This is a genomic window from Bradyrhizobium sp. 186 (genome assembly GCF_023101685.1).
Lineage (GTDB): Bacteria > Pseudomonadota > Alphaproteobacteria > Rhizobiales > Xanthobacteraceae > Bradyrhizobium.
In genome coordinates this window covers 4716697-4729829 of the sequence record NZ_CP082164.1, presented here as the reverse complement: position 1 = coordinate 4729829, position 13133 = coordinate 4716697, and the positions used below count along the sequence as shown (strand labels likewise).

At 64.3% G+C, this 13133-nt stretch carries 13 protein-coding genes; 1 reads left to right on the top strand and 12 read right to left on the bottom strand.

Features of this window, described 5'->3' with window-relative positions; all coding sequences use genetic code 11:
- Positions 1 to 15: 15 nt before the first annotated feature.
- From IVB18_RS22545 to IVB18_RS22505, 9 genes are all read right to left on the bottom strand, one after another.
- Positions 16 to 1272, bottom strand: coding sequence for a TCR/Tet family MFS transporter (locus IVB18_RS22545; RefSeq protein WP_247991142.1), 1257 nt, complete (start codon positions 1270 to 1272; stop codon positions 16 to 18).
- On the bottom strand, positions 1269 to 2651 hold the full coding sequence (gene der, locus IVB18_RS22540; RefSeq protein WP_247991141.1) for a ribosome biogenesis GTPase Der: 1383 nt from the start codon (positions 2649 to 2651) through the stop codon (positions 1269 to 1271). The genes IVB18_RS22545 and der overlap by 4 nt, the downstream gene beginning before the upstream one ends.
- A gap of 49 nt (positions 2652 to 2700) precedes the next feature.
- Positions 2701 to 3252 (bottom strand): hypothetical protein, encoded by a 552-nt coding sequence (locus IVB18_RS22535; RefSeq protein WP_247991140.1) that lies wholly within the window; start codon positions 3250 to 3252, stop codon positions 2701 to 2703.
- A gap of 30 nt (positions 3253 to 3282) precedes the next feature.
- Positions 3283 to 3936, bottom strand: a complete 654-nt coding sequence (locus IVB18_RS22530) for a tetratricopeptide repeat protein (RefSeq protein WP_247991139.1) — start codon at positions 3934 to 3936, stop codon at positions 3283 to 3285.
- 168 nt (positions 3937 to 4104) lie between these two features.
- On the bottom strand, positions 4105 to 5700 hold the full coding sequence (locus tag IVB18_RS22525) for a class I adenylate-forming enzyme family protein (protein ID WP_247991138.1): 1596 nt from the start codon (positions 5698 to 5700) through the stop codon (positions 4105 to 4107).
- Between the two features lie 78 nt (positions 5701 to 5778).
- Complete coding sequence (locus tag IVB18_RS22520; protein ID WP_247991137.1) at positions 5779 to 6363, bottom strand: NnrU family protein; 585 nt, start codon at positions 6361 to 6363, stop codon at positions 5779 to 5781.
- 104 nt (positions 6364 to 6467) lie between these two features.
- Complete coding sequence (locus IVB18_RS22515; protein ID WP_247991136.1) at positions 6468 to 7046, bottom strand: hypothetical protein; 579 nt, start codon at positions 7044 to 7046, stop codon at positions 6468 to 6470.
- Positions 7047 to 7211: 165 nt separating this feature from the next.
- Positions 7212 to 8189 carry an ABC transporter substrate-binding protein gene (locus IVB18_RS22510; RefSeq protein ID WP_247991135.1) on the bottom strand — a complete coding sequence of 326 codons (978 nt, stop codon included), beginning with the start codon at positions 8187 to 8189 and terminating at the stop codon, positions 7212 to 7214.
- 57 nt (positions 8190 to 8246) lie between these two features.
- Positions 8247 to 9866 (bottom strand): peptide chain release factor 3, encoded by a 1620-nt coding sequence (locus IVB18_RS22505; protein WP_247991134.1) that lies wholly within the window; start codon positions 9864 to 9866, stop codon positions 8247 to 8249.
- Between the two features lie 167 nt (positions 9867 to 10033).
- Here IVB18_RS22505 and sugE point away from each other — a divergent pair, with 167 nt between their 5' ends.
- A complete protein-coding gene (sugE, locus tag IVB18_RS22500) occupies positions 10034 to 10348 on the top strand; it encodes a quaternary ammonium compound efflux SMR transporter SugE (RefSeq protein ID WP_027569634.1) in 315 nt (104 codons plus the stop codon).
- Here sugE and IVB18_RS22495 read toward each other — a convergent pair.
- From IVB18_RS22495 to IVB18_RS22485, 3 genes are all read right to left on the bottom strand, one after another.
- Complete coding sequence (locus IVB18_RS22495) at positions 10341 to 11348, bottom strand: inorganic phosphate transporter (RefSeq protein WP_247991133.1); 1008 nt, start codon at positions 11346 to 11348, stop codon at positions 10341 to 10343. The two genes, sugE and IVB18_RS22495, sit on opposite strands and share 8 nt — an antisense overlap.
- A 15-nt stretch (positions 11349 to 11363) precedes the next feature.
- Entirely contained in the window at positions 11364 to 12008 is a 645-nt protein-coding gene (locus IVB18_RS22490; RefSeq protein WP_247991132.1) for a DUF47 domain-containing protein, read from the bottom strand.
- A gap of 156 nt (positions 12009 to 12164) precedes the next feature.
- On the bottom strand, positions 12165 to 13133 hold the full coding sequence (locus IVB18_RS22485) for a branched-chain amino acid ABC transporter permease (protein WP_247991131.1): 969 nt from the start codon (positions 13131 to 13133) through the stop codon (positions 12165 to 12167).

The window sequence follows — 13133 nt, the reverse complement described above, 5'->3', positions numbered from 1 at the left end:
CTCGCTTTGCCCACCCTACGAAACCGTCTTCGTCGCAGTCAGCGTCCTCATCGCGATTGCCACGCACGCCACCATCAACACTCCCGCAAGCAAAAACGGCGCGCCGGGCAGATGCAGCGGCGCGCCACCGCCGATGAAGTAAGAGAACGTCAGCGTGAACAGGAAAGGGCCGACGAGCTGCGACACGCTCTGCACGCTCGCGGTCGCGCCCTGCAATTGGCCCTGCTGGTCGGGCGCGACCAGCCGCGTCATCAGCGATTGCATCGCGGCTCCCGAGATGCCCCACAGCGACATCACGGGAATGCCGAGCCAGAACAGCGGTCCGGTCGGCGCACTGCCGAAGATCATGAAGCCGATCGCGCCACAGCACAGGCCGAGCAGCAGCGCATTCCGCTCGCCAAGCACGCGCACGATCGGACCAATGGCAAGCCCCTGCACCACCATGGCGCAGATGCCGACCATTGCGAGCGTCAGCCCGACCGTCTTGGAATCCCAGCCATAGCGGTAGGTCGCATAGAGCACGAAGGTCGATGGCAGCACCACATGCGCGACCTGCGCGACGAAGTTGACGACCGACAACGCAGCCAGCACCGTGTTGGAACGCAGCAGGCGCAGCGCACCGATCGGATTGGCGCTCCGCCAGCGGAACGGCGCGCGCTTCTCCGGCGCCAGCGATTCCGGCAGGATCAAGAGGCCATAGAGCGCATTGGCGAAGCTCAGGACCGCCGATGCCCAGAACGGCAGTCGCGGATCGATGTCGCCGAGCAAACCGCCCAGCGCCGGGCCCAGGATAAAACCGGCGCCGAAGGCCGCCCCGATCCTGCCGAAGACCGCCGCACGCCGTTCCGGCGGCGTGATGTCGGCGATATAGGCGAAGGCGGTCGAGATGCTGGCCGAGGTGATGCCCGAGATCACGCGGCCGACGAACAGCCAGACGAGCGACGGCGCGAGCGCCATCAGCACGTAGTCGGCCGCGAGCCCGAAGTTCGACATCAGCACCACCGGACGCCGCCCGAAGCGATCCGACAGCGCACCCAGGAGCGGCGAGAACACGAACTGCATCAGCGCCCAGGCGGTGCCGAACAGTCCAAAAATGCGTGCCGCATGCGCCGTGTCGTTGTCGACAAAGCTCTCGATCAGTTTCGGCAGAATCGGCATGATCACGCCGAGCGCGAGCATGTCGAGCAGGATGGTGACGAAGATGAAGGCGACCGCGCCGCGCCGGACCGGCGCAGCGCCTGGCGCTGTCGCCTCACCGGCCTCTTCGCTCACGACAATCGCTTGCGCTTGTGCGCGAAGGGATTGGCTTTCTCGCGCAAGGTGATGCGTACAGGTGTGCCCGGCAGATCGAAGGCCTCACGCAGCGAATTGGTGAGATAGCGAAGGTAGGACTGCGGCACGGCGTCCGCGCGCGAGCAGAACAGCACAAAGCTCGGCGGGCGCGCCTTGGTCTGCGTGATGTAGTTCAGCTTGAGCCGTCGGCCTGACACGGCGGGCGGCGGATTGGCCTGGACTGCCTCCTCGAACCAGCGGTTCAATGCCGAGGTCGACACGCGCCTGTTCCACAGCGCGTAGGCGTCCTGGATCGCCTGCATCAGGCGATCAATGCCCTCGCCCATCAAGCCGGAGACGGCGACGATCGGCACGCCCTTGACCTGCGGCAGCAAGTGGTCGGCGTCGCGGCGCAAGCCCGAGATGGCACCGCCACCTTTGCTCTCCATCAGGTCCCATTTGTTGGCGGCGAGCACGATCGCGCGGCCCTCGCGCTCGATCAGGTCGGCGATGCGCAGGTCCTGCTCCTCGAAGCGGTTTTGCGCATCCATCGTCATCACGACGACTTCGGCAAATCGCACCGCGCGCAATGCGTCCGCAACCGAGAGCTTCTCCAGCTTCTCCTCGATGCGCGAGCGCCGGCGCAGGCCGGCGGTGTCGAACACGCGAAACTCGCGGCCCTTCCAGTTGATCTCGACCGCGATGGAATCGCGCGTGGTGCCGGCCTCCGGGCTCGTCAGCAGGCGCTCCTCGCCGAGCAGGTGGTTGATCAGCGTCGACTTGCCGGCATTGGGCCGGCCGACGATCGCGACCCGGATCGGGCGCGTCGCTGCCTCTTCCTCCGAGAGCGGCTCGTCGTCCTCGGCTTCATCTTCGTCGACAGGTTCAGGCATCAGCCGGGCCAGGGCGTCGTAAAGCTCGCCCATGCCCTCGCCGTGCTCGGCCGAGACCTGGATGGGATCGCCGAGGCCGAGCGCAAAGGCCTCCATCGCGCCGGCATCACCATGCTTGCCCTCGCTCTTGTTGGCGACCAGCAGCACCGGCTTGTTGGCGCGGCGGGCGAAATCGGCGAAGGCGCGGTCGTTCGGCGTAAGGCCAGCGCGGGCATCGATCACGAAGAACAGGGCGTCGGCCTGCGCGATCGCGGTCTCCGTCTGCTCCTGCATGCGCGCCGTGAGCGAACCCTTGGCGCCCTCGTCGAGGCCGGCGGTGTCGATGATGATGAATTCGAGGTCGCCGAGCCTGGCCTCACCCTCGCGACGGTCGCGGGTGACGCCGGGGAGATCGTCGACGAGCGCGAGCTTCTGTCCGACCAGGCGGTTGAACAACGTTGACTTGCCGACATTGGGCCGGCCGATAATGGCAATCGTAAAGGACATGGGTCATTCGTGCGCTGCGGGGGCCGCGCCTGTCAATGCAATGAAACAATCAGCGGGAGAAACTGCCGCTCGGCATCGGCGCCGGGAAGGCTCCCTGCGATTGCTGCTGCGTGGTTTGGGTCGGTTGCGCCTGCTGGGCGGGCTGATCCGACGGTGGCGCGGTGGTGCGCTTGCGCACGATCTTCTGCTTGGGCGGCGGAGCGGCCGTGGGCGGCGCTGCCTCGGGCTGGACCTCGCCGTCGACTTCGCCGGCCGGCGCCTCAGCGGGCGCGGTCGCGGCGGTGGCAGGCTGCCTGGTCTTCTTCGCCTTGGCACCCTTTGCCGATTTGGCCGACTCGGGCGGTGGCTCGACCGGCGCAGCGGCAACGGCAGCCGTGTTCGGATCCGGCTGCTGCTGCGCGCCCTTGTACATGTCCCGCGGGACGCCCTGCTCGAGGCCCGGCACCCCCTCGGGGAAGACCGGCTTGCGGTCGCCCGGAAGCTTCTTCTTGGTGTCGAGGAAGTCGAGCATGTCGCTCGGATCGAAGCTGGAGCAGCCGCCCAGGACGCCCGTGAAGGCGATCAGGACGGCGGCTGCGATCAAGCGTGGCGTGCGGCGCATATCGGTATCTCGTCTCAGCTCTCGGGGCCGTCAGCTTTTGGCGACGGGCGGCAGCAGGGCCTGGAGCGCGTCAGCGCGCGAACGCAGGCCCGGCGGCGTTTCGCCATCCTCGGCGATCGCGTCGAGCCATTTGCGGGCCGCGGTCATGTCGTTGTTGCGCCAGGCCGATAGCGCCAACATCTCGCGGGCGCTGTGACGGAAAGTCGACTTGGGCGCGGCGGAGGCCTCCAGCCGCTGCTGCATGTCGGCATAGCCAACGCTGTCGAGCAGCAAGCCGGCCGCGCGGACCTTGGCGAGGTCCTGCCACTCACCGGCGACGCTGCGGTCGGCGGCAATATCGTCGTACATTTTCGCGGCGGCCTTGGGATCGCGAGCCGACGCCTCAGCCGCAGCGCGCAGCCGCGCCAGCGTTCGGTAGCCCGAAGGCGCCTTGACGGCGAGATCGGTGAAGGCGGCCTCGGCCTCGGCGTGCTTGTCCTGCTCGGACAGCTCGACGGCCTTCTCGAAGGCGGCGCCGGCCTCGGCAGCCTTCTTGGTTTCCAGATACTGGTAACCGCGCCAGCCACCCACGGCGGCCACGATCAGCACCATCAGGGCGATGAAGTAGATCGAATATTTATCCCACAGCTTCTTGAGCTGTTCGCGACGTACTTCCTCGTCGACTTCGTCAAATAATTCAGCCACTTAAGCCAATCCCATGCCCCGGCCGGGAGCGCGCGCCAGATTGTTCGCGTCAAAAACCCGTCCCCACGTGGCGGCGGCGATACCCTATCGATATGGCGGTGGCAAGGCAAAGCAAGCCCAATCAAGGCGTTAACCCGCCCGGGATACCCTGGAGGACGCCCTATCCGCTCAGGTTCCGACCAGAATCTCCCGCAGCTGGCGTTTCAGCACCTTGCCGTTGGCGTTGCGCGGCAGCGGCTCGGCGGTGATCGCTATGGTTTCGGGGACCTTGTAGTCGGACAGCCGCTCGGCGCACCAGGCCCTTAAGGCCTCGCCGGCAACCGGCGCGCGCGTGACCACCACCGCGTGGACGCGCTCGCCCAGCACCGGGCATGGTTTGGCGATGATCGCGCTTTCGACCACGGCGGGATGGCCGGCCAGCACGGATTCGACCTCGGCTGAGTAGATTTTCAAGCCGCCGCGATTGATCATGTCCTTCTGCCGGTCGAACACGCGGACAAAGCCGTCCGCATCGACCGAGCCGAGATCGCCGGAATGCCAGAAGCCCGAGGTGAAGCTCTCGGCTGTGGCCTTCGGGTTGTTCCAGTAGCCCTTGATGACGGAAGCGCTCTGGATCCAGAGCTCGCCGATCTCGCCGTGCGGCATCTCACGCCCGTCCGTCCCCATCGCCACGATACGCGCGCCAGGGCACGGCAGGCCGACGCTGTCGATATGGCTTGCCGTCAGTTCGCCCGGCATGATCGTGGACGGCGACGTTGTCTCGGTCGAGCCGTAGCAGTTCATCAGCTTCAGCCCCGGAATCTTCGCCTTGAGCTTCTCGATGGTCGCGACCGGCATCGGCGCGCCACCGAAGCCGCCGATGCGCCAGCTCGAGAGATCATAGCCGTCGAAATCGGGTTGGAGCAGGCAGAGATTGTACATCGCCGGCACCATCACCGTGTAGGTGACGCGCTCGCGGGCCGCGAGCTTGAGATAATCGGCTGCCTTGAACTCCGGCATGATGATCAGCGCGCCGCCGCAGCAGATCATGGTCGTGATGTTGGCGACGACGCCGGTGACATGGCCGAGCGGCACCGCCGCGATCGAACGGTCCGCCGCCGTCAATTGCAGGCAGGACGCGAACACCATCGAGGAATGGACGATGTTGCAATGGGCAAGCATCGCGCCCTTCGGCTTGCCGGTCGTGCCCGAAGTGTAGAGGATCATCGCGGTATCCTCCTCGCTGACATCGACCGGCGCCGAGGCGGGCGCGTTGTCTGCGAGCACTGCGAAACGCGAGAGCTGCGGATCGACGTCGATGGCGATGCGATGGATCACGTCGGGAATGTCCCGCGCATCAGGCAGCCGCTCGGCGAGCGCCGCTTCGTGGATCAGGATTTTGGCGCCGCAATCGGTCAGCACATAGGCAATCTCCGGCTTCTGCTGGCGTGTACTGAGCAGGACCGTGACGAGGCCCTCATGCGCGGCGGCAAACAGGATCAGCGGAAATTCAACGCGGTTGCCGAGCAGGATTGCGACGCGGTCGCCGCGTTGCAGGCCGAGCTTGCGGAAGCCCGCCGCGATCCGCGCGGCCTGGTCCACGACCTGCCGCCAGCTCAGCCGGACATTGCCGCAGATCAGCGCTTCGCCATCGGTATTCCGCGCGCAGGCGTCCGCAATCATCGCCCAGATGCTCGCCGGCCGGCCACAGAATGCCGGCACGACCCGATCGCCAAAGCGCGCCTCGAGCCGCATCGGCGGGATCTGAGAATGCGACCAGTCCATCGGAGGGCCCTCGACTTGTTGCTTTTGTCACCTTCCGCGCATGGGCACGCAGTCGTGTCTTGCGCTGATCGGCTGCGGCTAGACCCCTATGACGGGAACACCGATCACGACCGGATGGAACGCGAAGGCGAGCGCCAGATAGGCGACGACGCCAACCGCGACCGCGATCAGATCGTTGCTGACGCCGCCAACAGGTATCGGTGGACCGCCGCTATCGGTGCGGTGCTTCAGCGAAATGCGATCATACACCGCCCAGCCGAGGAACGAACCGAACAGGATGATGGAGCCGAGATCGCCGTTGGCCAGGAGATGCGCCGCCGCCCACAGCTTGATGCCCGCCAGCATCGGATGCTTCAGCGTCGCATAGATGCGGCCGCGCAGATATGACGCGACCACGAGGATCACGGCGGGCAGCATCAGCGCGAGCGCGATGTGCTTCATTGCTTTCGGCGGATACCAGACGTCGATCCAGCCGGTCGCCCGATAATGCGCAAAGCCCCAGATGATCAGCGCGAGGCCGGCGAGCGATACCAGCGAATAGAGGAGCTTGTAGGTCCCCTCGCCCAGTCTCGCGACCGCCTGCGCGCGCGCCTCGCGTTTGGTGGTGAACACATGCGCCGCAAAAAACAGCGCAAGCCCCAGGATCATGACCAGCAGACCCACGACGTCCTCCCCTCAACCAGCGCCCACACACATGGCGTATCATTGATTGGGCGGCGGTCGCAACTGATGCCCCCTCATGGTGAGGAGACAGAGCCTATGTCGGATTACTTCTTGAGCTCCCGATTGTCGACATACCGGATCGCGATCGGCCGCCCCGCCAAAGCTCCACCGAGCCCGCCGGTGAATTTCAGCGGCAGACAGGCGTTCAGCGACGTGTTGATGGCGTCGAGATAGGTCGTTCGGATAACGGCCGGGACGCCTGCGGTCGCATAGGTCAGGCGCGGCGGGCCGATCAGGCCACCCGCCCTGTTGAAGCTGAACCGCACCGACATCTGCATGCCCGCGCGCCCATTGTCTGATGGCGGCGACCAGCAGGCGCGCAGTTCGGCGAAGAGGTCGCCGATTGTATCGAGATCGTGACCCGGCTTCTGATACTTGGCGCGGTCAACCTCGGAGGGGACGCTCTCGATGGTGAGCTGGAGATTCTGGCCGTAGGGATAGTCGATCTCGGGAATGCAGGGGCCGTGCTCGAGCACGCTGCAATAGGACGGCGTACAAGGGCGGTTGTCGAGCACGCTGCACGGCTCGTGCGAAAACGGGATCGGATTGATCTGCCGCGGCCGCGCGTCGGCGGAGATCGAGGTTGTTGCCAGCAAGAGGAGAACAAGAATGCAGCGCCACATGTGCTGAGACCGTAATGGCATTTGCACGACAGTTGGCGACGGTTGTGAAAGGGACAAGGCTTGCCGCGATGCGACGACGGGCTTGCCGCCAGAATTGGGACAACAATCCCATGCAAAGTAGCCGCTCCGAGGCGGAGCAGGCTCAGTCGGGACAGCAAACCCGCTTCACTCAACGACTTGATCGGCTTGTGCCACCAGCGTGGGAGGTACACTCAGTCCCAACGCGTTGGCTGTCTTGAGATTGAGCAGGAATTGGAATTCATTCGGCTGCTGGACTGGCAAATCTGCCGGACGCGCTCCTCTCAAGACGCGGTCAACATAGTCCGCCGAGCGGCCGACAAGGTGCGAAATCGAGACTCCGTACGACATCAGCCCGCCTTCCGTGACGAAGAAAGGGAACGGATACATCGCCGGCAGACGGTGGGTGGCCGCCAATTCTAGAATCAATTGCCGGTGAACGAGTGGAAACGCGTCGGGAAAGATCAGCAAGCCGCCGTGTGGCTGCTCTGCAAAGCGGGAAATCGCCTGTTCGAGCTCGGTCGCGTTGTGCGCCGGTGCCGGAACCAGCTGGAGCTGGACTGCCGGAATGGCAGCTTCCACGGACGGCATCAAGATCATGGGAGCTGTTCGCGGATTGAAAACTGCGGCGACCCTTCGTATCTCTGGTGCCGCCTGCTTGAGCAGTTGCAGCCACTTGCCAGCCATTTCAGGTTCGAAAGTTGTGAAGCCCGTAATGTTTCCACCCGGCTTGCCCAAACTTTGAACGAAACCGGCACCCACGGGATCGGCAACTACCGTGAACACAATCGGCAACGTCTGCGCGTGTCGCTTGAAGGCTTCCACGGACGGAGTACTGATTGCCAGGAGCACGTCCGGACGCAATCCCGCCAGCTCAGCCGCCTGAGCATCCGCAAGAGCCGGATCGCCGGCCCACCAACGATATTCGATCTGGATGTTGCGTCCCTGTTCCCAACCAAGTTCACCTAGACGCTGCCTCAGTTTCTGGTAGCTGGCCTGGCTTTCCGGATCACTGGGCTTGCCTCCCGCCATCACACCGATTCGCCGCACATTACCCTGCGCGGACGTGCCAAGCGGGTAGGCCGCCGCGCTTGCAACGAGCATGATGAAATTGCGCCGCCTCATGACCGCCGACCTCGCTATGCGTTGCCATCCTGCTTCACGGGCAACGTCTGGGAAACACTAGCTCTTCTTCTTGACGTCCTTGACGTTGGTGAACTCGATGCCCTCGGCGCGCTCCCGGGTGTAACCGAGATAGAACTCGTTCCTGGCCAGATACACGGGATCGCCATCGACGTCGTCGGCGATGCTCGATGTGTTGGCGGCGATGAAGGTGTCGAGTTTCTTGCGGTCATCCGAGGCGACCCAGCGCGCAAGCTGGAACTCGCTTACCTCGAATTCGACCGGCAGGGCATATTCGGCCTCCAACCGCGCCTTCAGCACGTCAAGCTGCAGCGCGCCGACCACACCGACCAGCGCCGGCGCACCGTCGCGTGGGCGGAACACCTGCACCACGCCCTCTTCCGACATCTGCTGGAGCGCTTCCTTCAGCTTCTTCGCCTTCATCGCATCGGTCAGCCGGACGCGGCGGACGATTTCCGGCGCGAAACTCGGCACGCCGACGAAGTTGAAATCCTCGCCCTCGGTCAAGGTATCGCCGATGCGCAGCGTCCCGTGATTGGGAATGCCGACGACGTCGCCGGCAAAAGCTTCATCCGCCACCGAGCGGTCCTGCGCGAAGAAGAATTGCGGGCTCGACAGCGGCATGCTCTTGCCGGTGCGCACCAGCTTGGCCTTCATGCCACGGCTGAGCTTTCCGGAGCACAGCCGCGCAAAGGCGATGCGGTCGCGGTGGTTCGGATCCATGTTCGCCTGGATCTTGAACACGAAGGCGCTCATGCGCGGATCGGTTGCTTCGACCTTGCGCTGGTCGCTCTCCTGCGCGCGCGGCTCAGGCGCAAACTTTCCGAGCCCTTCCAAGAGATCGCCGACGCCGAAATTGCGCAGCGCGCTGCCGAAATAAACCGGCGTCAGATGGCCCTCGCGAAAGGCCTCGAGTTCGAACGGCTTGGAGGCCTCGGTGACGAGCTCGAGTTCGTCCCTCACCGCCGAGACGTCGAGATTGGCGTTGAGCTTGGCCAGCTCGGTGATCTCGATCTGCTGCGCGGCGCCGGTCTTGGCGCCGCCGCCTTCGAGCAGGCGCACGCCGCCATTGACCACGTCATAGGTGCCGAGGAAGTCGCGGCCGCGGCCGACCGGCCAGGTCATCGGCGTGGTGTCGAGCGCCAGCGTCTTTTCGATCTCGTCGAGCAGCTCGAACACGTCGCGGCTCTCGCGGTCCATCTTGTTGATGAAGGTGATGATCGGGATGTCGCGAAGACGGCAGACCTCGAACAGCTTTCGGGTGCGCGCCTCGATGCCTTTGGCGGCGTCGATCACCATCACGGCGGAATCGACCGCGGTGAGCGTGCGATAGGTGTCTTCCGAAAAGTCCTCGTGGCCCGGCGTGTCCAGCAGGTTGAACACGAGGCCTTCGAATTCGAAGGTCATCACCGAGGTCACGACGGAGATGCCGCGTTCCCGCTCGATCTTCATCCAGTCCGAGCGCGTGTTGCGCCGCTCGCCCTTGGCCTTGACCTGGCCGGCGAGATTGATCGCGCCGCCGAACAGCAGGAGCTTTTCGGTCAGCGTGGTCTTGCCGGCGTCCGGGTGCGAGATGATCGCAAAGGTTCGCCGCCGCGATACTTCAGCGGCAAGCGGGGAACGAGCCGGCGATTCGGCTGGGATGGCGATGTCGGACATGGCGCAGCGTTTGGCAGGGAAAATGGGCCTGATCAAGCCTCATTTGCTGATTGCGGAGCCCTCCGGCCAGCCCCATATCGGGCTTGGGATCAGGCTTGGGAGGGACGGCCTTCCTGCCCATCAGCACATCACCCGCGGGGACGACCCTGCCTTGAACGGAGGTCGTCCTGGCCTGGAGCATCCTGTTCGTCGCAGGTCTTCTGGAGATCTCCTGGGCGATCGGCCTCAAATATACCGAGGGCTTTACGAAGCTTGTCCCGTCCGTCCTCACGCTCGGGGCCATGGCCGGCAGCATCATCCTGCTTGGCCTCGCCCTCAAATCGCTTCCGATTGGAACCGCTTATGCAGTCTGGACCGGGATCGGCGCGGTCGGCACCGCGACGCTCGGCATCATCCTGTTCGGCGAGCCGGCGACCGCGTTTCGCCTTGCGAGCATCGGACTGATCGTCGCCGGCATTGTCGGGCTGAAACTGGTTACCTGACGAAGATCTTGACCGCCCACCAGGTCAGCGCGGCAACGATCGCCGAGGCCGGCATCGTGATCACCCAGGCGTAGACAATCGAGCTGGCGACGTTCCATCGCACCGCCGAGAGGCGGCGGGCGGCGCCAACGCCGACGATCGCGCCGGTGATGGTATGGGTGGTCGAGACGGGAACCCCGAGGTAGGTCGCCATGAACAGGGTCGCTGCGCCGCCGGTCTCGGCGCAAAAGCCCTGCATCGGCGTCAGCTTGGTGATGCGCAGGCCCATGGTGCGGACGATGCGCCAACCGCCCATCAGCGTGCCCATCGCCATGGCCGCCTGGCAGGACAGCACCACCCAGAACGGGACAGAGAATTCGCTGCCGAGATGGCCCTGCGAATAGAGCAGCACGGCGATGATGCCCATGGTCTTCTGCGCGTCGTTGCCGCCGTGGCCGAGCGAATAGAGCGAGGCAGAAGCAAATTGCAGGATGCGGAAGGCGCGATCGACGGCAAACGGCGTCGAGCGCACCGAGGCCCAGGACACGATCGCAACCAGCATCATTGCCAAGAGGAAGCCGACCAGCGGCGACAGCACGATCGCCAGCACAGTCTTGGTCAATCCGCTCCACACCGCCGCCGAAATCCCGGCCTTTGCCATGCCGCCGCCGACGAGGCCGCCGATCAAGGCGTGCGACGACGACGATGGGATGCCGAGCGCCCAGGTCACGAGGTTCCAGACGATGGCGCCGACCAGGGCCGCGAAGATCACCTGCGCATCGACGATCGCGGGATCGATGATGCCGGTGCCGATGGTCTCGGCGACGTGCAGCCCGAACACCATGAAGGCGACGAAATTGAAGAACGCGGCCCAGAGCACCGCGAATTGCGGCCGCAGCACGCGGGTCGAGACGATGGTCGCGATCGAATTGGCGGCGTCGTGCAGGCCGTTCAGGAAGTCGAACAGCAGCGCGACGGCGATCAGTCCGACCAGGACGGGAAGACCCAACGCAGCATCCACGGCGCGGCCCCTGTCCTAAACTTGCTCGATGACGATGCTGTTGATTTCGTTCGCGACGTCGTCGAAACGGTCGGCCACCTTTTCCAGGTGGTCGTAGATCTCGGCGCCGACGATGAAATTCATCGCACTGCCGTCACGGTGCTTCAGGAACAGCTCCTTCAGGCCAATGTCGTGGAGATCGTCGACGCGGCCCTCCAACTTGGTCAGTTCCTCCGTGATCGCCGTCAGCATGGCGACGTTTGGACCAATCGCCTGCATCAGCGGCAGCGCGCGCCCCACCAGGTTGGCGCATTCGATCAGAAGCCCACCGATCTCCCGCATCGGCGGCTCGAAGCTGCGGACCTCGAACAGCATCACCGCCTTGGCCGTCTGCTGCATCTGGTCGATGGCGTCGTCCATCGACGTGATCAGGTTCTTGATGTCGCCGCGATCGAACGGCGTGATGAAAGTGCGGCGCACCGCCGTCAGCACCTCACGGGTGATGTTGTCGGCGTCGTTCTCGAACTGGTTGACGCGCTGGCAATAGACCGGCGTCTCCTCGCCGCCGTTCAGCATCCCCTGAAGCGCGATCGAACCCTGGATCACGGTCTGGGCATGGCGGTCGAACAGGTCGAAGAACCGTTCTTCCTTGGGCAGGAAAGCGCGAAACCATCGCATCATGGGGATAGGCTACCGGTTGGAAATGGCCCGGCCCGAACCGGCCGTCACAAAACTTTCATAGACCATTTTCGATCCGCGCGCGTGCCACCTCACGCCCGCGGAGCCGGATCATCCACCGCTTTCACGCAACAGATAAGTTTGATATAAATCAAAAGCTTAGAGTGAGCGCCGGAAGTAGTGCGCGATTTCACCGACCACGCCGCGGCGGAAGGTGAGCACGCAGATCACGAAGATCGAGCCCTGGATCACAGTCACCCACTGGCCGAAGCTCGCCAGATATTGCTGCATGGCGATGATCGCGAAGGCGCCGACTACAGGCCCGAAGATGGTGCCGAGACCGCCGACCAGCGTCATCAGCACAACTTCGCCCGACATCGACCAATGCACGTCGGTGAGCGAGGCATTCTGCGCCACGAACACCTTCAGCGATCCGGCAAAGCCGGCCAGCGTGCCCGACAGGACGAAAGCCAGGAACTTGTACTGGTCGGTCCGGTAACCCAGCGAGATCGCCCGCTGCTCGTTCTCGCGGATCGACTTCAAGACTTCGCCGAACGGCGAATTGATGATGCGGTAGATCAGCAGGAAGCCGGCGAGAAAGCCGACGAGCACGACATAATAGAGGACGGTCGGCTTCGAGAGATCGAAGATGCCGAACATGTGTCCCTGCGGAATGCCCTGGATGCCGTCTTCACCATGGGTGAACGGCGCCTGGAGGTAGATGAAGTACAGCAGCTGCGACAGCGCCAGGGTAATCATCGAGAAATAGATGCCCTGGCGGCGGATCGAGATGTAGCCGGTCACGATCGAGAGGACGAAAGCACCAGCGACGCCGACGAGGATACCGAGCTCCGGCGGCAGCGCCCACACCTTCAGCGCATGCGCGCTGCAATAACCGGCGGTGCCTAAGAACATCGCGTGACCGAACGACAGCAGGCCGCCATAGCCAATCAGAAGATTGAAGGCACATGCGAGCAGCGCGAAGCACAGCGCCTGCATCACGAAGAACGGGTAGACGCCGCTGAATGGCACCGAGGCCAGCAGCAGTGCCATCACAGCGAATACGATCATCTCGTCGCGCATCGCGCGCGGGGTCACCGGCAGCGTATCGTCCGTCAAGGCTGTCAT

Bases quoted from the DNA above. Each gene is read 5' to 3' on its own strand.
- IVB18_RS22525 (WP_247991138.1), bottom strand. From the start codon at position 5,700: ATGGACTGGTCGCATTCTCAGATCCCGCCGATGCGGCTCGAGGCGCGC.
- IVB18_RS22505 (WP_247991134.1), bottom strand. From the start codon at position 9,866: ATGTCCGACATCGCCATCCCAGCCGAATCGCCGGCTCGTTCCCCGCTT.
- IVB18_RS22485 (WP_247991131.1), bottom strand. From the start codon at position 13,133: ATGACAGCCTTGACGGACGATACGCTGCCGGTGACCCCGCGCGCGATG.
- IVB18_RS22510 (WP_247991135.1), bottom strand. From the start codon at position 8,189: ATGAGGCGGCGCAATTTCATCATGCTCGTTGCAAGCGCGGCGGCCTAC.
- IVB18_RS22490 (WP_247991132.1), bottom strand. From the start codon at position 12,008: ATGATGCGATGGTTTCGCGCTTTCCTGCCCAAGGAAGAACGGTTCTTC.
- der (WP_247991141.1), bottom strand. From the start codon at position 2,651: ATGTCCTTTACGATTGCCATTATCGGCCGGCCCAATGTCGGCAAGTCA.
- IVB18_RS22535 (WP_247991140.1), bottom strand. From the start codon at position 3,252: ATGCGCCGCACGCCACGCTTGATCGCAGCCGCCGTCCTGATCGCCTTC.
- IVB18_RS22515 (WP_247991136.1), bottom strand. From the start codon at position 7,046: ATGTGGCGCTGCATTCTTGTTCTCCTCTTGCTGGCAACAACCTCGATC.